Source organism: Pseudomonas sp. DSP3-2-3 (assembly GCF_049898225.1).
Classification (GTDB): domain Bacteria; phylum Pseudomonadota; class Gammaproteobacteria; order Pseudomonadales; family Pseudomonadaceae; genus Aquipseudomonas.
In genome coordinates this window covers 426,530-446,379 of record NZ_JAFCXH010000001.1, presented here as the reverse complement: position 1 = coordinate 446,379, position 19,850 = coordinate 426,530, and the positions used below count along the sequence as shown (strand labels likewise).

Sequence of the window (19,850 nt, the reverse complement as noted above, 5' to 3'; positions counted from 1 at the left end):
CACGCAATGCCTCTGGACCCCGACCTCGAAGGTTTTCTGGAATTGGCGCAGATGGGCCGCCTGAGCGGCAAGAGTCGCCCGATGCACGAGCTGAGTGTCGAACAGGCACGCGCCGAATTCGAACAGACCTCGCAAGTGCTCGACCCTTGCCCGCCCGCCACCATTGAGGTCAGCAGGCTGTCGATCCCGACCCGTGATGGCCAGCATATCGAGGCGAGGCTGTACCGCGTGGCGCAGCAAGAACCGACGCCACAACCGGGAATTCTGTACTTTCACGGCGGCGGTTACGTGGTGGGCAGTCTGGATTCCCACGATTCGATATGCCGTCGCCTGGCTGCCAGTGGTCGCCAATCGGTACTCGCACCCGCTTATCGTCTGGCGCCGGAAGCACCCTTCCCGACGGCGGTCAATGACGCGCTGGACGCCGCCAACTGGCTGGCCGAACACGCCGCGAACCTCGACATCGACAACCGCCACATCAGCGTCGCAGGGGACAGCGTCGGTGCAACCCTGGCCACGGTACTGGCGATCAGCGCCGTGCTTGAACCCCGGAGCATTCAGCTGCGGCCCAAGGCGCAATTACTCTTTTATCCGGTGACCGACGCCTCGCGAACGCGAACGTCCCATCAGCGTTATGACCAAGGATTTCTGCTGGAGAGTGAAACCCTGCAGTGGTTTTACCAGCATTACAGTTCCGACCCAGCGCTGCGCAGCGACTGGCGAATGTCGCCGTTGCTGACTGAAGACCTCAAGCCGCTGGCGCCTGCCTATATCAATCTGGCCGAATTCGACCCACTGTTCGATGAGGGCGTGGAGTACGCCGAACTGCTCAGCGCCACCGGCACGGCGGTGACCCTGAACATTCAGCACGGCCTGACGCATGACTTTCTGCGCATGAGCGGCATCAGCGAAGCCATCCCCGGCGTTTACGCGGTGCTTGAGGACTGGCTGCTCAAACACTGAAACCGGCTCAGCGCAGGCTTCCGCGCAGCAGCGCCACCTGTTCCCGTGCCTGCGCAGGAGCCGAACCATCGGCCGCCAGCGCTGGCCCGGCAATCACCGTGACCCGCGACCACAAGCGCCGAAACACGCCCTTGTTGGGATCGCGACTGAAAAAGCTGCCCCACAAACCCTGCAACGCCAGCGGAATCACCGGCACCTGCGTCTGTTCCAGCACCTTGATCATGCCGCCCTTGAACTCATCAATCTCCCCATCGCCGGTCAGCTTGCCTTCCGGGAAGATGCATACCAGCTCGCCGTCTTTCAGGTACTGCGCAATCCGGCTGAACGCTTGTTCGTAGATCTGCGGATCTTCGTTACGCCCGGCAATCGGAATCGTCCCGGCGGTGCGAAAGATAAAGTTGAGCACCGGCAAGTTGTAGATCTTGTAATACATCACGAAACGAATCGGCCGCCGCACTGCGCCGCCAATCAGCAACGCATCGACGAACGACACATGATTGCAAACCAGCAGCGCTGCGCCTTCATCAGGAATCAGCTCCAGGTTGCGGTGCTCGACGCGGTACATGGAATGGCTGAGCAGCCAGATCAGGAAGCGCATGGTGAACTCGGGAACGATCTTGAAGATGTAGGTGTTGACCGCGATGTTCATCAGCGAGATGACCAGAAACAGCTGCGGGATCGACAGCTTGGCGACGCTGAGCAGCAGGATCGACACCAGCGCCGAAACCACCATGAACAGCGCGTTGAGAATGTTGTTGGCGGCGATCACCCGGGAGCGTTCGCTCTCCAGGGTGCGCGACTGAATCAGTGCGTACAGCGGCACGATGTAAAAGCCGCCGAAGACGCCGATGCCCAGAATATCGATCAGCACCCACCACGCCTGACTGAAAGACAGCACCTGAAGCCAGTCATTGGCCATGACGTTCTGCGGCATCTGTCCCGAATGCCACCACAGCAATAAACCAAACACCGTCAGGCCCATGGAGCCGAACGGCACCAGACCGATCTCCACCTTGCGCCCGGACAGACGCTCACAAAGCATCGAACCTGCGGCAATGCCGATGGAAAACACAGTCAGAATCAGCGTCACCACGGTTTCGTCGCCGTACAGCCACTCTTTGGCGTAGGCCGGGATTTGCGTGAGGTAGATCGCGCCGACAAACCAGAACCACGAATTACCGACAATAGAGCGCGACACCGCTGGTGTCTGGTTCAGGCCCATGCGCAACGTGGCCCAGGACTGGCTGAAGATATTCCAGTTGATTTTCATTTCCGGCGTCGCGGCGGCCGCACGGGGAATACTGCGGCTGGCGAAATAACCCAGGCACGCCACCAACACCATGACGCTGGCGACCAGCGGCGCGTAGCTCGAAGCCGACATCATCACCCCGGCACTGATGGTGCCGGCCAGGATCGCCAGGAACGTGCCCATTTCCACCAGCCCGTTACCGCCCACCAGTTCCTCTTCACGCAGGTGCTGCGGCAGGATCGAATACTTCACCGGCCCGAACAGCGCCGAGTGCGTACCCATGGCGAACAGCGCCAGCAGCATCAGCCACAAATGCCCGAACACGAACCCCGCCGCGCCCACCAGCATGATCCCTATCTCGCCTAGCTTGATCAGCCGGATCAACGCATCCTTGGCGTACTTCTCGCCAAACTGCCCGGCCAGCGCCGAGAACAGGAAAAACGGCAGGATGAACAGCAAGGCGCACAGATTGACCCAGATCGAACGGTCACCCTCTATGGCCAGCTTGTAGAGAATCGCCAGAATCAACGACTGCTTGAGCACATTGTCATTGAACGCCCCGAGGGACTGCGTAATGAAAAACGGCAGGAAGCGGCGTTTCCCCAACAGGGTGAATTGTGACGGGTGGCTCATCGTCCGTGGTCCTGAATAGCGTTGCGATTGGAAGGGCTTGATCCAGTGCGAGCCACATTGAAGACGTTCGCTTACGTTATGTCGATAGGACGTTTCTGATTGTGCAGGGAAATCCGGTCTTATTGAGCGAGCAAAAACCCGTGGGACCGGGTTTATCCGGGAAGGCGTTGGCGCTGGTGGCCCGAAACCTCAAGAAAACACGATCCCGTTGGAGCGAGCCCGCCATCATCCGGCCAGCGGTTGCACCGAACAAACCATCTCCCTATGATTCGCCCCGTCGCTGCACATCAGCGACCGGATTTGGCGATCCGGCCCATACCTATGCAACAGTTTTTAATGCTCAGTTGTCTTCACCTTGTGTGGGCGACATTCATGACGGCTGTGCGTGGGAGACCTTCGGGTCTGCCGGGTGGGTATGACCGGTTCGCCAACCTGCGTACAGCTGTCACCCAGTTTTGTTTGGCGACGAAACGGGCGACAGGTCTAAAAACTACCCTGTGGACCTTTTTCATGACCCATTACACCCCGCTGAATCAAAACCAAAAAACCGTCCTCTTCATCAACCCAGACGCGCCCTTCCCCGACCTGCACCACTGCGCCGTCGAACGCCTGACCGCCGTGAAAAACCTGATGGCTTGCCTGAGCACCGCCGACCTCAAAGACCCCGACGAAAAACACCTCGCCCATGTCGCGCAGGCGGCTTGTTTGTTGTTGCAGGACAGTTGTGATGTGTTGGAGGTGATGGAAGTGCGGATGGATAAGTTAGGAGATTGATTCCAGGCACAGGCCGCTCCTACAGCTAACCAGCAAAATCCGCTGTAATTGGATGGACTCGCCCAAGCCGAGGCGTCTGTAGCGCCACGGTGGCATTCTTAAGAAGCCAACGACAGCGAGGGCGAGTCCATCCAATTACAGTTGGAGCGCGACGTTAACCGTAGGACCGGATTCATCCGGAAAGGTGTCGGTGCAGTCGCTGCAGAATTTCGTTGTCAGCAGCAGCCTTCGGGAACAAGTTCCCTCCTACCGGGTTGCGTATCGCCAGGTAGGACCGGACTTGTCCGGGAAGGCGTTGGTGCAGGCGGCCCGAAACCTCAAGGAACCACGATTCCGTTGGCGAGGCTTGCCCGCGAATCGTTGGTAAGGCGCAACAGCGCTCAGACCTTGGTCGACACTGACGAACCGGAGCCAGCATGCGAGACTAGCGAGCTTGTCCTTGAGGCTCTGAATTTCTATGTCGCTGTCCAGCGGGCTGATTGCTGCCGTTGCCCTGGTTTATATGGCCATTATGTTCGCCATCGCCTTTTACGGTGATCGGCGCACTACCTCGTTGCCGCCGCGAGTACGGGCGTGGGTGTATAGCTTGTCGCTGGCGGTGTATTGCACCAGCTGGACGTTCTTCGGTGCGGTGGGTCAGGCGGCCGAGCAGTTGTGGTCGTTCTTGCCGATTTATCTGGGGCCTATCGTGCTGATGTTGCTGGCGCCGTGGGTCTTGCAGAAGATGGTGCTGATCAGCAAGCAGGAAAACATCACGTCCATAGCTGACTTCATCGCCGCGCGCTACGGCAAGTCGCAATCGCTGGCGGTGGTGGTGGCGCTGATCTGTCTGATGGGTGTGCTGCCTTATATAGCCTTGCAGCTCAAGGGCATCGTGCTCGGGGTGAATATCCTGATCGGTGCGGTGGCGGACGCGACCGGCACCCGGGCGCAGGACACCGCGTTGATCGTGTCGCTGGTGCTGGCGCTGTTCACCATTCTGTTTGGTACCCGCACGCTGGACGTCACCGAACACCATCGCGGCATGGTGCTCGCGATCGCCTTTGAATCGCTGGTCAAGCTCTTCGCTTTTATGGCGGTCGGGGCGTTTGTTACTTACGGCCTGTATGACGGCTTCGACGATCTGTTCAACCAGGCCATGCTCGCGCCGCGCCTGGAGCAATACTGGAAGGAAACCATCAACTGGCCGTCCATGGTGGTGCAGACCGGCGTCGCGATGATGGCGATTGTCTGTCTGCCGCGCCAGTTTCACGTGACGGTGGTGGAAAATATCGACCCGCAGGATCTGCGCCTGGCCAAATGGGTATTCCCGGCCTACCTGGCCCTGGCGGCCTTGTTTGTGGTGCCAATCGCACTGGCCGGGCAAATGTTGCTGCCGGGTTCAGTGCTGCCGGACTCGTTCGTGATCAGCCTGCCGCTGGCCCATGCGCATCCGTCGCTGGCCTTGCTGGCGTTCATCGGTGGCGCTTCGGCGGCGACCGGCATGGTGATTGTCGCCAGCGTCGCGCTGTCGACCATGGTGTCCAACGACATGCTGTTGCCCTGGCTGTTGAGCCGCAAAACCACCGAACGACCGTTCGAGGCGTTTCGCCACTGGATGTTGTCGGTGCGCCGGGTCAGCATCGTGGTGATTCTGTTGCTGGCTTATGTCTGCTATCGGCTGTTGGGCTCAACGGCGAGCCTGGCAACTATCGGCCAGATCGCCTTTGCCGCCATCACTCAGCTGTCCCCAGCGATGTTCGGCGCGCTGTGGTGGAAGCAGGCCAATCGGCGCGGTGTGTTTGCCGGGCTGGCCGCAGGTATTTTCCTGTGGTTCTACACCTTGGTGCTGCCGATTGCCGCCCACGGCATGGGCTGGTCGTTGAGCACTTTTCCGCTACTGGCCTGGCTGCATGGCAATCCGCTGAACCTGCCGATCACCCCGCTGACCCAAGGCGTGGTGTTGTCCCTGGCCGGCAACTTCATTCTGTTTGGCTGGGTGTCGGTGATCTCCCGCACGCGGGTGTCCGAGCATTGGCAGGCCGGACGCTTCATTGGTCAGGAAATCCATGTACGCCCCAGCAGCCGCCCGTTGCTCGCCGTGCAGATCGAAGACCTGCTCAGCCTTTCGGCGCGTTTTGTGGGTGAGGAACGGGCACGCCAAAGCTTTATTCGCTTTGCCTACCGTCAGGGAAAAGGCTTCAACCCGAACCAGAATGCCAATGCCGACTGGATCGCCCACACCGAGCGTTTGCTGGCCGGCGTTTTGGGCGCGTCATCGACGCGCGCGGTGGTCAAGGCGGCCATCGAAGGCCGGGAAATGCAGCTCGAAGACGTGGTGCGCATCGCCGACGAAGCGTCCGAGGTCCTGCAGTTCAACCGGGCTCTGCTGCAAGGTGCTATTGAGAACATCACTCAGGGCATCAGCGTTGTCGATCAGTCCCTGAAGCTGGTGGCGTGGAATCATCGTTATCTGGAGTTGTTCAAGTATCCGGAAGGCTTGATTAGCGTCGGCCGCCCCATCGCCGACATCATTCGCTACAACGCCGAGCGCGGTTTGTGCGGCCCCGGCGAGGCTGAAGTTCACGTCGCCCGCCGTCTGCACTGGATGCGCCAGGGCCGTGCGCACACCTCGGAACGAATGTTCCCCAACGGTCGCGTCATCGAGTTGATCGGCAACCCCATGCCCGGCGGCGGCTTTGTCATGAGTTTCACCGACATTACCGCGTTCCGCGATGCCGAGCATGCGCTCATCGGCGCCAATGAAAGCCTTGAGCAGCGCGTGGCGGAACGTACCCGTGAGCTGTCGCAGCTGAACGTCGCGCTGACGGATGCCAAGGGCACCGCCGAAGCGGCCAACCAGTCGAAAACCCGCTTTCTAGCGGCGGTCAGTCATGACCTGATGCAGCCGTTGAATGCAGCTCGCCTGTTTTCTGCAGCACTGTCCCATCAGGACGGGGAAATGTCCGCCGAGTCCCAGCAGTTGGTGCAGCATCTGGACAGTTCGCTGCGCTCGGCCGAGGATTTGATCAGCGACTTGCTGGATATTTCTCGCCTGGAGAACGGCAAGATCAACCCGGATCGCCAGCCATTTGCCCTGAACACCTTGTTCGATCCCCTCGGCGCCGAGTTCAAGGCACTGGCCCGGGAGCAAGGGATCAAATTTCGTATACGCGGCACGTCGCTGCGGGTGGACAGCGACTTGAAACTGCTGCGGCGCGTGCTGCAGAACTTCCTGACCAACGCTTTCCGCTACGCCAAAGGCCCGGTGCTGCTGGGTGTGCGACGCCGTGGCACGTATTTGAGTCTGGAAGTCTGGGACCGTGGGCCGGGCATTCCCGAGGACAAGCAGCGGGTCATTTTCGAGGAGTTCAAGCGCCTGGACAGTCATCAGACCCGCGCCGAAAAAGGCCTGGGACTCGGGCTGGCGATTGCCGATGGGCTGTGCCGCGTGCTGGGCCATCCGTTGCAGGTGCGCTCCTGGCCGGGCAAAGGGAGTGTGTTCAGCGTCAGCGTACCGCTGGCCCGGATACAGACGCCAGTCGCCGAAAAAGTCAGCGAGCCGGATCGGCCAATGCTCAGTGGCACTCAGGTGCTGTGCATCGACAATGAAGACAGCATTTTGATTGGCATGAACAGCCTGCTCACGCGCTGGGGTTGCCAGGTCTGGACCGCGCGCAACCGCCAGCAGTGCGAAGCGTTGCTGGAACAAGGCGTGCGGCCGCAACTGGCGCTGGTGGATTTCCATCTGGACGAGGGCGAAACCGGCACCGAATTGATGGCCTGGCTACGCACCCGACTGGGAGAACCGGTGCCCGGCGTGGTCATCAGTGCCGACGGCCGCCCGGAACTCATCGCGCAAGTCCACGCCGCCGGGCTGGATTTCCTGGCCAAACCCGTCAAACCTGCGGCGCTCCGTGCGTTGTTGAGTCGGCATGTGAGTTTGAATTGAACCGTGGGACCGGATTTATCCGGGAAGGCGTCAGCTCAGTCAGCGAAACAGTCGGAGTCGGTCCCGACCTCTTCCCGAATAAATTCGGTCCCACAATTTCGAAATCGGCGCGATCCCGTGGGACCGGATTTATCCGGGAAGGCGGCATTCCAGGCGCTAGAGATGCGTCGGATGTTCCGGCCTCTTCGGGAATGGATTCCCTCCTACCGACTTCACTACGGCCTTTCTTTGCGCTTATACGGAAACACATCAATCACCTTCCCAGCCAGAATCGCGTCCTGCAGGCCTTTCCAGTAATCGGCGTCGTACAGGTCGCCATGCAGGCTGTCGAATAGCCGCCGCTGCTTGATATCGGCAAACAGAAACGGCGGGAATTCCTCAGGGAAAACGTCAAGCGGACCGATGGAATACCAGGGCTCGGAGGCCATTTCATCTTCCGGTGTGCGCGGCGCGGGAATGTGGCGAAAGTTGGCTTCGGTCAGGTAGCAGATTTCGTCGTAGTCATAAAACACCACGCGCCCATGCCGGGTGACGCCGAAATTCTTCAGCAGCATGTCGCCGGGGAAGATATTCGCCGCAGCCAATTGCTTGATCGCCAGCCCGTAGTCTTCCAGCGCTTCGCGAATCTGCGCGTCGTTGGCGTGCTCCAGGTACAGATTCAGCGGGGTCATGCGTCGTTCGGTCCAGCAGTGCCGGATCAGCACCGTATCGTCCTCCAACGCCACTGTCGCCGCCGCCACTTGCAGCAGCTCGGTCAGGCAGTCGGGGTCGAATTTGCTCAACGGGAAACGAAAATCGGCGAACTCCTGGGTATCGGCCATACGCCCGACCCGATCGACGTTTTTCACCAGCCGGTATTTTTCGATGACGGTCGCGCGGTTGACGTTCTTGGACGGTGAAAACCGATCCTTGATGATCTTGAACACGGTATTGAAGCCCGGCAGGGTGAACACGCTCATGACCATGCCACGCACGCCGGGCGCCATGATGAAGCGATCATCGGTGCTGGCCAGATGATTGATCAGCGCGCGATAGAACTCCGACTTGCCGTGCTTGTAGAAGCCAATCGAGGTGTACAGCTCGGCAATGTGTTTGCCCGGCAGGATGCGCTTGAGGAAGCTGACGAATTCCGCCGGCACCGGCACATCCACCATGAAGTACGAGCGGGTGAAGGAAAAAATGATCGACACTTCGGCTTCGTCCATGATCAGCGCATCGATCCGGATGCCTTGACCTTCCGGGTGCAGCAGCGCAATTACCAGCGGCCATTGCTCGTCGAGGGTAAACACCCGGCCCACCAGGTACGCGCCCTTATTGCGGAACAGGATCGATGAAAACAGTTCGACGCTCAGATTCGGGTCCTTGCACACCCAGTCGGGCAGGCTCTCGCGCAGCTGTGCTTCCAGCCGTTGCAGGTCGCCGGGCAGATCGGCGTAGGAAACGCTGAACCGGTAGGCGCTGAAAATCTGCTCCAGCATGCCGGACAAATCACCTTGCGGGTGAAAGGTCCGCGTCTGGGCGGCGCGCTCGTGATGGCGCAAGCTCGGTCGCGTGGTGTGGATGAACATGCAGCCGTCGCTGATCAGGTCATGACTGAACAACCCGCAGAAAATCGAGTTGAACCAGGTTTCCGAGAGTTCGTCGTCCAGGCGCACGTCAATCAGCTGAATGTAAGCGCTTTTGACCAGCGGCCAGCACGTCACGTTGAGCAATTGCTCGGTGGCGAAGGCTGATCCAAGGGTCTGGATGGTCTGGTTGACCTTCTCCTCGTAGAGGCTGATCCGCGCCGCCGAAGCGCGCTGGGCTTCCTGCCACAGCGCCTGCTCAAAACGAGCCTGGGCGCCGTCGGCGATCTGCCGGAAATCCTCCCGATAATCGTCGAAACCCTCCAGGATCATGCGAGCGATATCAGCGGCGGGCCAGGGCGTGGACATAGGCGTATCTCTGCTGAATGGGTATGCCGCAGCTTAGCAGCGCCTGAGGCATCTGGACGGGCGAGGAAAATCGTCAGCAAAGATTGCAACCGCCCTCGCCTCCCGGTAAAACTCCCGGCCTTCTGCCAAGGAAGACTTTCCATGAAACCCGCCGACATTATTCGCCTGATTGCGCTGGCCGCGATCTGGGGCGCGAGCTTTTTGTTCATGCGCATCATCGCGCCGGTGCTGGGCACCGTGCCCACGGCCTTTTTTCGCGTATCGATTGCGGCGGTCGGACTGCTGATCATTCTCTGGCTGATGCGCATCGACTGGGATTTTCGCGGCAAGCTCAAGACCTGCATGATGCTGGGCGTGATCAACTCGGGGCTGCCGGCGACCATGTATTCGCTGGCGGCGCAGGTCATGCCCGCCGGTTATTCGTCGATCTTCAACGCCACCACGCCGCTGATGGGCGTTCTGATCGGCGGCTTGTTCTTCAACGAAAAACTCTCGACGGTGAAAATCCTCGGCGTGTTCCTCGGCCTGGTTGGTGTGGGAATCCTGACGCGCGCAGGGCCGGTGGCTTTCAATCTGGAGTTGCTGACCGGCGCACTGTCTTGCCTGCTGGCGACTACCTGCTACGCGTTCGCTGGGTTCCTGACCCGGCGCTGGCTGGATCAGCAAGGCGGTCTGGACAGCCGGCTTTCGGCACTGGGCAGCATGCTTGGCGCCACCCTGCTGCTTTTGCCATTGTTCGGCTATCGGGTGATCACCGATCCTCCCGCGAATTGGGGTGGTATTAGCGTCTGGGCGTCGCTGCTGGGGTTGGGCCTGATCTGCACGGCGTTTGCCTACATTCTGTATTTCCGCCTGATGAGCAGTATCGGCCCGCTCAGCTCGATGACCGTGACCTTCATGATTCCGCCATTCGGCGTGCTGTGGGGCGCGTTGCTGCTGGATGAGCCGCTGTCCATGGCGCACCTGTATGGCGGCGCGCTGATCGCAGTGGCGTTGTGGCTGGTATTGAGGCCTGCGGCGGTGGGGTCGGCGAAGGCAAAACTGTAGGAGCGAACTTGTTCGCGAGGCGATGTGTCAGGCCAATTCGCGAGCAAGCTCGCTCCCACACAAGTTGGCTCCTACAAAGGTTTGTATTCCAGTAAGGTTTAACTCGGCTTACGAAACACAAACATCAGCCCTACCACAATCAGCAGCATGCCGAACAGGCTCAGCATCGCCAGCCGGTTGCCGAAAACCAGGTAGTCCATGATCGCCGTCACCGCCGGGACCAGATAGAACAGGCTGGTGACGTTGACCAGATTGCCCTGGGCGATCAATCGATACAGCAGGAACGTCGCCAGCACCGACACCACCAGCCCCATCCACAGCACCGGCACGATGAAGCCGGTGCTGATTTCAAAGTGGAACGGCTGAAACGGCACGAACACGCCACACAACAGCGCGCCTGCCAGGTATTGCACCGGCAGGGTTCCCAGCGGGTTATCGGTGATGCGCTTTTGCATGATCGAGCCGCAGGTCATGCTGAGCATCGCCAGCAAGCCAAACAGCATGCCCGCCATGGACATCCCGCCCAGGCCGATACTCTGATAGACCACCAGAATCAGTCCCGCCAGCCCCAGCGCCAGGCCAAACAGGCGCGTCCAGGCCCGATTGCGCTCCATGACCACCGCAGTCAGGATCGGCTGCACGCCCATGATGGTCGCCATCACACCGGGCGTGACTTTCAGGTCCAGCGCCAGCAGATAGAAAATCTGATAAGCCCCCAGCAACACAGCGCCGGTCACTGCGGCATACAGCAAAGGTTTGCCGGTAGCAGGCAGCTTGTAGCCGAGCATCGGAATCAATACTGCAAGGGCGACCAGTGCCAGCAGGAAGCGGATCAACAGGAAAGCGAACGGCGACGCGTGGGCCAGCCCCCACTTGGAGAAAATCGCCCCGCTGCTCCACAGCAGGACGAATAACGTTGTAGTGGCCAACGAAGCCAGTTTTGTATTGATGAACATGGATACCACCTGTGATCGGACACGCATTTGCAGGCCCGGCAAGTTCGGGCCAACGAGGTGTTTTGCGAGTTTTTTGCGGTTGTATCGACAGGCGCGGCTTGGTTAGAAGCGGCCAGTCAAACCGGCAGGACAACGCCTGGCGGTGCTGCAACCGACGTGTTCACAGGGGAAGGTGGCGGGTAACGCATGAAGGAGAGCTGTTTGCATCCACACGGCTCGGCAGCAGCGAAGGCTGCGGCGTCGAACTTCAATTGAACGTGGGAAGCAGGCATGGTGCTCGTCTTCTTGAGGGATGAGGAGGCATTGCAAAAAAGGTTTCAGCAATGCCAACGCCGACTATAACCAGCGGCGCACAAGTTAAGCAATAGCGGGCTGGGGAGGATTTGTGGGAGCGAGCTTGCTCGCGAATTGGGAACTCCAGACAACACATCTAGCACCCGCCCTGACGCCTTCGCGAGCAAGCTCGCTCCCACAGATCAGGATTCAACCAAACAGCCAATAACCCAGCAACACCAGAACCACAACCGCCAGCACCGGGCGCAGTACCCGATAAGCCTTGGGATGCTTGCGCTTGAGTTGTTTGACCTTGCCGCTGAAGACGTCACTGAAGCTCTTGCTCCAGGCGTAGGCGCGATTGATGCCGCCGACGCGCTCGTCATCCAGGTTTTGCGGCGCGGTGGCGCGACCCAGCCAGGCGCTGACCCAGCGATTGATGCGGGTCATGACGCGGCTGCGCAGCGGGCGTTCGATGTCGCAGAACAGGATGACGCGAGTCTTGTCGGTTTCGTTCTTGACCCAGTGCACATAGGTTTCGTCGAACATCACGTCTTCGCCGTCGCGCCATGCGTACACCTGACCGTCGACAAAAATTCGGCAGTCATCGGAGTTGGGGGTGGACAAGCCCAAGTGATAACGCAAGGAACCGGCGAACGGGTCGCGATGCGGGTTCAAATGGCTGTCACCCGGCAACAGCGCGAACATGGCGCCTTTGACGTTGGGAATGCTGTTGACCAGTGCCACGGTCTTTGGGCAGAGCGCTTCGGCCGAAGGCAAGGCTTTGTCGTACCACTTGAGGTAAAAGCGTTTCCAGCCCTTCTTGAAGAACGAACCGAAACCGGCGTCGTTGTTCTTTTCGGCGGCGCGAATATAACCTTCGTCGAACAAATGCATGGCTTCGTCGCGAATGACTTCCCAGTTGTTCTTCAGCACGTCCAGCTCGGGAAAGTCCCGACGATTCAGATACGGCCTGGACGGCACTTTGGAAAACAGGTACATCAAGGCGTTATAAGGTGCGAACAGCGCCGAGTGGTTAACGAACTGACGTAGCAACGGCAAACGCGCTTTACCGCGCAGATGCACGTACAGCGTGCTGGCCAGAAATAGCATCAGAATCGATGCCTTGGCAGCAAATGAAAACGTCATCTAACTCTCCTCGAAACAGGCAATGGCCAAGCGCTGAACGTAGTGCTGGAAAATCGTGGATCTTATGCGGCTGGCGAACCGCCCGGAATGATCTGGAACAACCCCTTTGCGGTTCGCGAGCCGGCCATCATAAACGCAAGCCAACCTTACCAAAAGCTGGCAAGACTAAAGATATTGTTACTGTTGCAGCTCCTGATCGGTAAACAGATCGCTGAACAACATGCTCGACAAGTAACGCTCGCCGGAATCCGGCAGGATCACCACGATAGTCTTGCCCTGCATTTCCGGCGTTTCGGCCATGCGCACCGCTGCCGCCATGGCTGCGCCACAGGAAATCCCGCACAAGATGCCTTCTTCCTGCATCAGGCGCAGTGCCATGGCTTTGGCTTCCTCGTCACTGACCAGTTCCACCCGGTCGACCAGTGACAGGTCCAGGTTTCTCGGGATGAAACCGGCGCCAATGCCCTGAATCTTGTGCGGGCTGGGTTTGATTTCTTCACCGGCACGCGCCTGGGTGATGATCGGTGAACCGAGGGGTTCGACCGCAACCGACAGAATCGGCTTGCCCGCCGTGTTCTTGATGTAGCGCGACACTCCGGTAATCGTGCCGCCGGTGCCGACGCCGGCAACCAGGACATCAATCGCGCCGTCGGTGTCGTTCCAGATTTCCGGGCCAGTGGTTTTTTCATGGATTGCCGGGTTGGCCGGGTTGTCGAACTGAGCGGGCATGAAGAATTTTTCAGGATCGCTGGCCAGCAGTTCTTCAGCTTTTTCGATGGCGCCTTTCATGCCTTTGGCGGGCTCGGTCAACACCAGCTCGGCACCCAGTGCCTTGAGCACTTTGCGGCGTTCGATACTCATGGAAGCCGGCATAGTGAGCATCAATTTATAGCCACGGGCGGCGGCAACGAAGGCCAGGCCAATGCCGGTATTACCCGAAGTCGGTTCGACAATGGTCATGCCGGGCTTGAGTTTGCCCTTGCTTTCAGCGTCCCAGATCATGTTCGCGCCGATCCGGCATTTCACCGAGTAGCCTGGATTGCGCCCTTCGATCTTGGCCAGGATGGTGACCCCGCGCGGAGCAATGCGGTTGATCTGCACCAGCGGCGTGTTACCGATTGAATGGGCGTTGTCAGCGTAGATACGGCTCATGGTGGTGTCCTTGTGCACGTTCGTTAAGGGGCTTTGTAAAACCAAAGCCTATGCCCCCAGCCCTGCGGCCGTCCAGTCACAGCGAACGGATGCGCGCGTATGCAGTCAACAACTGAACAAAACCCGAGACCGCTACCATGAAACGTCGCTACAGCTGGCCACTCTGGACCCTCGCGGGAATCGCCGTGCTGCTGATTGCTGTGCACATCGCCCTCCCCTACGTAGTGCGCAACTATTTGAACGACAAGCTCGCCGACATGGGCGATTACCGCGGGCAGGTCACGGATGTCGACCTGGCGTTGTGGCGCGGCGCGTACAGGATCAATGGGCTGAATATCGTCAAGGTCGATGGCAAGGTGCCCGTGCCGTTCGTCAAAGTACCGGTCATCGACCTGGCGGTCAGCTGGCATTCGTTGTGGTACGACCATGCGGTGGTGGCCGAAGTGGTGTTTCAGCGGCCGGAGCTGAACTTCGTCGATGGCGGCGCCAACAAGCAAGCGTCGCAGACCGGTCAGGGCACTGACTGGCGCGCGCAAATGAACAAGCTGTTGCCCGTCACGCTCAACGAAGTCCGCATTCAGGACGGGGTTATCACCTTCAACAATTTCACCACCACGCCGAAGGTGAAAATCGAAGCCGACAAGGTCAACGCCAGCCTTTATAACCTGACGAATGTCGAGGACGTCGAAGGCAAACGCGATGCGCGCTTCGAGGGCAGAGCACTGCTGCTGGGTCATGCGAATATGGAGTCGTCGGCGACGTTCGATCCGTTCAGCAACTTCGAAGACTTCGACTTCCGCCTTCGCGCTACCGGCATCGAGCTAAAGCGTCTAAACGATTTTGCATCGGCCTACGGCAAGTTCGACTTCAACGCCGGCAGCGGCGACCTGGTCATTGAGGCGCAGGCCAACAAAGGGCAACTGACCGGGTATATCAAGCCGCTGCTGCGCGATGTTGATGTCTTCAACTGGCAACAGGATGTCGAGAATCAGAACAAAGGCTTCTTTCGTTCGATCTGGGAAGCGGTGGTCGGCACCAGCGAAACCGTGCTGAAAAACCAGAGCAAAAACCAGTTCGCCACCCGTGTCAACCTCAGCGGCAGCGTGCACAAACAGGATATCAGCGCGTTTCAGGCGTTTTTGCAGATTTTGCGCAATGCCTTTGTTCAGGCATTCAATGCGCGGTATGACGGGAGCAAGGGCTAGGTCAGTTTGTGGGACCGGCTTTAGCCAGGAATGCATCTTGTGCTACACCGCAGAACCGGGCATGGCTGGGCTTCTTCCCGGCTAAAGCCGGTCCCACTTAAATGCGCTGCCCGCGACCGCCCATTCACCAATTGAATGCCCGGTCTGCGTTCACAGTGGCCGAAGCTGCGCGTTATAGTCCGTGCATTGATAAGGCATGTTCGAGGATTTACCGATGAAGTTCGAAGGCACCCGCGCATACGTCGCCACTGACGACCTCAAGCTGGCGGTCAACGCGGCAATTACCCTGGAGCGCCCGTTGCTGGTCAAAGGTGAACCCGGCACCGGCAAAACCATGCTCGCCGAACAACTGGCCGAGTCCTTCGGCGCCAAATTGATCACCTGGCACATCAAGTCCACCACCAAGGCGCATCAGGGCCTCTACGAATACGATGCCGTCAGTCGTCTGCGGGATTCGCAGCTGGGTGTGGATAAAGTCCACGATGTGCGCAATTACCTGAAGAAGGGCAAGCTCTGGGAAGCCTTCGAAGCTGAAGAGCGCGTTATTCTGCTGATCGACGAAATCGACAAGGCCGACATCGAATTCCCCAACGACCTGCTGCAAGAACTCGACAAGATGGAGTTCTACGTTTACGAAATCGACGAGACCATCAAAGCCAAAATCCGTCCGATCATCATCATTACCTCCAACAACGAAAAAGAGTTGCCGGACGCCTTTCTGCGCCGCTGCTTCTTCCACTACATCGCCTTCCCTGACCGCCCAACCCTGCAGAAAATTGTCGATGTGCATTATCCGGACATCAAGAAGGAGCTGGTCAGCGAAGCGCTGGACGTGTTTTTCGATGTGCGTAAAGTGCCCGGCCTGAAGAAAAAACCCTCCACCTCGGAACTGGTCGACTGGCTGAAACTGCTGATGGCCGACAACATTGGCGAAGCGGTGCTGCGCGAGCGCGATCCGACCAAGGCCATTCCGCCGCTGGCCGGGGCGCTGGTCAAAAATGAGCAGGACGTTCAGCTGCTTGAGCGACTGGCGTTCATGAGCCGTCGCGGCAATCGCTGATTCTCGGGAAGGACGACGGCCATGCTGCTCAACCTGTTCAACGAAATGCGCGCAGCCAAGGTGCCGGTCTCGGTGCGTGAACTGCTGGACCTGATCAACGCCCTGAAACAGCGAGTCACCTTCGCTGACATGGACGAGTTCTACTATCTGGCGCGCACGATCCTGGTCAAGGACGAACGTCACTTCGACAAGTTCGACCGGGCGTTCGGTGCCTATTTCAACGGTCTGGAAAAGCTCGATGATCATCTCAAGGCGCTGATCCCCGAAGACTGGCTGCGCAAGGAGTTCGAACGCTCCCTGAGCGAAGAAGAGCGGGCGCAGATTCAATCGCTGGGCGGCCTGGACAAACTCATCGAGGAATTCAAGAAACGCCTCGAAGAACAGAAAGAACGCCACGCGGGCGGCAACAAATGGATCGGCACCGGCGGCACCAGCCCGTTTGGCTCCGGCGGTTATAACCCGGAAGGCATTCGCGTGGGCGACGCTGGCGAACGCAAGGGCAAGGCGGTCAAGGTCTGGGATCAGCGCGAATACAAGAACCTCGACGATCAAGTCGAACTGGGCACCCGCAACATCAAGATCGCTCTGCGCCGCCTGCGTAAGTTCGCACGCCAGGGTGCGGCTGAAGAACTGGACATCGATGGCACCATTGACCACACCGCTCGCGACGCCGGACTGCTGAATATCCAGATGCGTCCGGAACGGCGCAATACCATCAAGTTATTGCTGCTGTTCGACATTGGCGGCTCGATGGACGCCCACGTAAAAATCTGCGAAGAATTGTTCTCGGCCTGCAAGACCGAGTTCAAGCATCTGGAATACTTTTACTTCCATAACTTCATTTATGAATCCGTCTGGAAGAACAACTCCCGACGCGGCTCGGAACGCACGGCCACGCAAGATCTGCTGCATAAATACGGTGCAGACTACAAAGTCATCTTCATCGGCGACGCCTCAATGGCGCCTTATGAGATTACTCAGGCCGGCGGCAGTGTAGAGCACTGGAACGAAGAGCCCGGTTACTTGTGGATGCAACGCTTTACCGCCAAGTTCAAGAAACTCATCTGGATCAATCCCTACCCGAAAGACGCCTGGGCCTACACCACTTCGACCAACATCGTGCGGGACTTGATCGAGGATCAGATGTATCCGCTGACCTTGCGTGGACTAGAAGAAGGGATGCGTTTTCTGTCCAAATAATTACAACTCGTTGGAGCGAGGCTTGCCCGCGAATCGGTTTACCGGCGGCATCTCGATTGACTGATGTGACGCTTTCGCGAGCAAGCTCGGCTCCTACAGGAGTACCTCGCTCCAGCAGGTGTCAGCGGCTGTTTGTTAGCGCACGTAAATACTCAACATGCCGCCGATGCGCGACGCTTTGGACCTTCGCCCCAAGGCTTAAACTTTGCCAGAGTTGTTTTCCCTCGCCCTGTCCGCCTCCTGCTCCCGCGTCATTTCTCGCACATTTCTCTGCAACTGCTCCATCCACGAGTTCTCGTTCCCCGGTCGTATCGCACAGGATTGCAGGAGCACGCCGTAATCAATAAATTTACTGATATTTTCCAGCGTCACCATTGACTCCTCGGCTCTCAGCCGAGGATCATGTTTCAAGATATAGGTCACCAGTTTGGCATGATCAAAGGTCAATTCTTTCAATCGGTCTCGGTCATTAATCCAGGCATCCAGCTGCATTTTCTCTCGGTCAGTTAAGGCGCCGTCGGGTGATGTAATTTCCAGACTACCATGTTCATTTATGGTGAATCCAAAGTTCTTGCCCACCAGATCTGGAAGCGATATCCGCATCTGCTCCTTGAACTCATCAAATTCCAGCTGCATATCTTCCAGTCTGTATTGAGCCTCATAATGCAATGCCCTCAGGATGGTAAAATCATAGGTGCTTAATTCACCATAGATATTACTTTCCCATACCTCAAGCCCGTAGTCCCTGGCTATAGCACGGCCCTTCGCCAGCTTTTCTTCTCCCGACACAATGTCGAATTGATTTTTGTCATCAAGCGTGTAAACGATGCCTTCCGTTGCCATTCTGGAATCGTAAATAACTTGCAACCGTTCAGTCATATCTCCTGCCGCGACCAGTTCTTCATAACGAGCGGTCATCGATTGCCAGTAAGTCATACCGACATGTAGCTTATGACCAAGCCCTATCACACGAGTACCATGTGTCATACCTGCTTGTGGATCAAACATAACACTCTCCCATATCAACCGTTGTCCTAGGGTTAACGGCAATAACGAAAAATATCTGACCTGACTTTAAAGCAAGGCGCTTCCCAGCGACTTGTACGAAATCGGCTACAACAAAAAGCCGGCTAATAAGCCGCGCCGGGGAAAGCGGCGTTAGTGCACCCGCCCGCTGGGTAGCCGCCAGTTCTCTCCTACAAAAGATGCATCCTGCATCTGTCGATTACACGATTCGTTTATTTTTGAACGACGGATTGACAACCCTTCCTACCAGTGATTACGTCCGGTTTGTCAGTTGATAAACAGCTGACCACCGGGTGCCCCTTCGCGCATCTGCGTTTAATTTAATCAACGATATTTTACGGCTTCCACGGTTGGGTACTTCTATGCCTCGACAGTGGAGCCGATAACAAAAAAGGATTTGACAATGAAACAATCGACTATAAATAGTTACCTCCTACCGCTCGTGGCGGCTATGACTCTGACGGGAATATTTTCCCCACCGGCGTTCGCGACAACTGGCTTAATCACAGACACCGAGTTTCAGAGCGCGCCATCCCTGACACAACCAACCATATTGGGAGACAAGCTTAACGAAGTTAAAGAAACACTGGATAGTGCCACTGCGGAGAAGCACTACACCTTTACCGCATTGCGCGGACAAAACCTCATGTTCAGAGGAATGAAACGGTCGAGTAACCTGATCATTGAGTGCAAGATAAATGACAAATGGGTGGCCATGCCCGATAAAGGTATCTACATCATTGATGACACTCAACCCGACCAGGAGATTCAGATTCGGGTGTCCAAACGTGATGGAGGAATAGCTGGTGGCGAATACAGATTCAGATTTGGATCAGCCCCCTACCGGGCAAGTACCGATCTGATTACCACGGATGCCAAAGGAATACCGCTGTATGCCGGGATTTTCCAGGCCTTCCATACAGTGGACTGGTCGGTACATATTCAGGATTCCACCGGGCATCCGGTCGAGGGTGCAATGGCGAGCCTAGATATCACTATTGTGCCAACAATTGGCATAACAACGATTTTTACTAAGGCAGATGGCAGGGGGAACGAGACGATCTCACTGCCAGGTTGCCAAGGCCACAGAACGTCCCCTCCTTTCTGGCAGATGATGGGACCGTTCAACTATTTCTGGCACCTTGAATTCAATCGGCATCGAATAATCGCCGACCTGGAAGATGCCGCCACTGGCCACAACTGGAATCCTGGCACGATAGACAGTGAATTTGGCCATATCTGCAAAAAACACCTGCGCCATTAATTGCTCTTGGGCCCAAGTGCTTGACGCAGGCACT

Annotated in this window: 14 protein-coding genes; 8 read left to right on the top strand and 6 right to left on the bottom strand. The window is 57.9% G+C overall.

Annotation, left to right across the window (positions count from 1 at the left end; all coding sequences use genetic code 11):
* The first annotated feature begins 6 nt into the window (after positions 1-6).
* Complete coding sequence (locus tag ACP7E4_RS02115; RefSeq protein ID WP_426111205.1) at positions 7-963, top strand: alpha/beta hydrolase; 957 nt, start codon at positions 7-9, stop codon at positions 961-963.
* Between the two features lie 7 nt (positions 964-970).
* Here the strand turns inward: ACP7E4_RS02115 and ACP7E4_RS02110 are convergent, their stop codons facing one another.
* A complete protein-coding gene (locus tag ACP7E4_RS02110) occupies positions 971-2,845 on the bottom strand; it encodes an MFS transporter (protein WP_426111203.1) in 1,875 nt (624 codons plus the stop codon).
* Positions 2,846-3,355: 510 nt separating this feature from the next.
* Between ACP7E4_RS02110 and ACP7E4_RS02105 the strand changes: the two genes are divergently transcribed.
* Together ACP7E4_RS02105 and ACP7E4_RS02100 are read left to right on the top strand one after the other, a co-directional pair.
* On the top strand, positions 3,356-3,619 hold the full coding sequence (locus ACP7E4_RS02105; RefSeq protein ID WP_426111201.1) for a hypothetical protein: 264 nt from the start codon (positions 3,356-3,358) through the stop codon (positions 3,617-3,619).
* 457 nt (positions 3,620-4,076) lie between these two features.
* Positions 4,077-7,550: a hybrid sensor histidine kinase/response regulator gene (locus ACP7E4_RS02100; protein ID WP_426111199.1), complete on the top strand. Its 3,474-nt coding sequence runs from the start codon at positions 4,077-4,079 to the stop codon at positions 7,548-7,550.
* Between the two features lie 215 nt (positions 7,551-7,765).
* Here ACP7E4_RS02100 and aceK read toward each other — a convergent pair whose 3' ends face one another.
* A complete protein-coding gene (gene aceK / locus ACP7E4_RS02095; RefSeq protein ID WP_426111197.1) occupies positions 7,766-9,484 on the bottom strand; it encodes a bifunctional isocitrate dehydrogenase kinase/phosphatase in 1,719 nt (572 codons plus the stop codon).
* A 141-nt stretch (positions 9,485-9,625) separates the two neighbouring features.
* Between aceK and ACP7E4_RS02090 the strand changes: the two genes are divergently transcribed.
* Complete coding sequence (locus tag ACP7E4_RS02090; RefSeq protein WP_426111195.1) at positions 9,626-10,531, top strand: DMT family transporter; 906 nt, start codon at positions 9,626-9,628, stop codon at positions 10,529-10,531.
* Between the two features lie 98 nt (positions 10,532-10,629).
* Here the strand turns inward: ACP7E4_RS02090 and ACP7E4_RS02085 are convergent, their stop codons facing one another.
* From ACP7E4_RS02085 to cysK, 3 genes are all read right to left on the bottom strand, one after another.
* Positions 10,630-11,487 (bottom strand): DMT family transporter, encoded by an 858-nt coding sequence (locus ACP7E4_RS02085; protein ID WP_426111193.1) that lies wholly within the window; start codon positions 11,485-11,487, stop codon positions 10,630-10,632.
* Between the two features lie 483 nt (positions 11,488-11,970).
* A complete protein-coding gene (locus ACP7E4_RS02080; protein ID WP_426111192.1) occupies positions 11,971-12,909 on the bottom strand; it encodes an aspartyl/asparaginyl beta-hydroxylase domain-containing protein in 939 nt (312 codons plus the stop codon).
* A 177-nt stretch (positions 12,910-13,086) separates the two neighbouring features.
* Complete coding sequence (gene cysK / locus ACP7E4_RS02075; protein ID WP_426111190.1) at positions 13,087-14,061, bottom strand: cysteine synthase A; 975 nt, start codon at positions 14,059-14,061, stop codon at positions 13,087-13,089.
* A gap of 137 nt (positions 14,062-14,198) precedes the next feature.
* Between cysK and ACP7E4_RS02070 the strand changes: the two genes are divergently transcribed.
* The 3 genes from ACP7E4_RS02070 to ACP7E4_RS02060 all read left to right on the top strand — a co-directional run bounded on the left by ACP7E4_RS02070 (position 14,199) and on the right by ACP7E4_RS02060 (position 17,526).
* Positions 14,199-15,266, top strand: coding sequence for a DUF748 domain-containing protein (locus ACP7E4_RS02070; RefSeq protein WP_426111188.1), 1,068 nt, complete (start codon positions 14,199-14,201; stop codon positions 15,264-15,266).
* 214 nt (positions 15,267-15,480) lie between these two features.
* Positions 15,481-16,326 (top strand): AAA family ATPase, encoded by an 846-nt coding sequence (locus ACP7E4_RS02065; RefSeq protein WP_065834895.1) that lies wholly within the window; start codon positions 15,481-15,483, stop codon positions 16,324-16,326.
* Between the two features lie 21 nt (positions 16,327-16,347).
* Positions 16,348-17,526 (top strand): vWA domain-containing protein, encoded by a 1,179-nt coding sequence (locus ACP7E4_RS02060; RefSeq protein WP_426111185.1) that lies wholly within the window; start codon positions 16,348-16,350, stop codon positions 17,524-17,526.
* A 198-nt stretch (positions 17,527-17,724) separates the two neighbouring features.
* Here the strand turns inward: ACP7E4_RS02060 and ACP7E4_RS02055 are convergent, their stop codons facing one another.
* Positions 17,725-18,534, bottom strand: a complete 810-nt coding sequence (locus ACP7E4_RS02055; protein WP_426111183.1) for a hypothetical protein — start codon at positions 18,532-18,534, stop codon at positions 17,725-17,727.
* A 421-nt stretch (positions 18,535-18,955) separates the two neighbouring features.
* Here ACP7E4_RS02055 and ACP7E4_RS02050 point away from each other — a divergent pair, with 421 nt between their 5' ends.
* Positions 18,956-19,816: a hypothetical protein gene (locus tag ACP7E4_RS02050; protein ID WP_426111182.1), complete on the top strand. Its 861-nt coding sequence runs from the start codon at positions 18,956-18,958 to the stop codon at positions 19,814-19,816.
* The last annotated feature ends 34 nt before the right edge of the window (positions 19,817-19,850 follow it).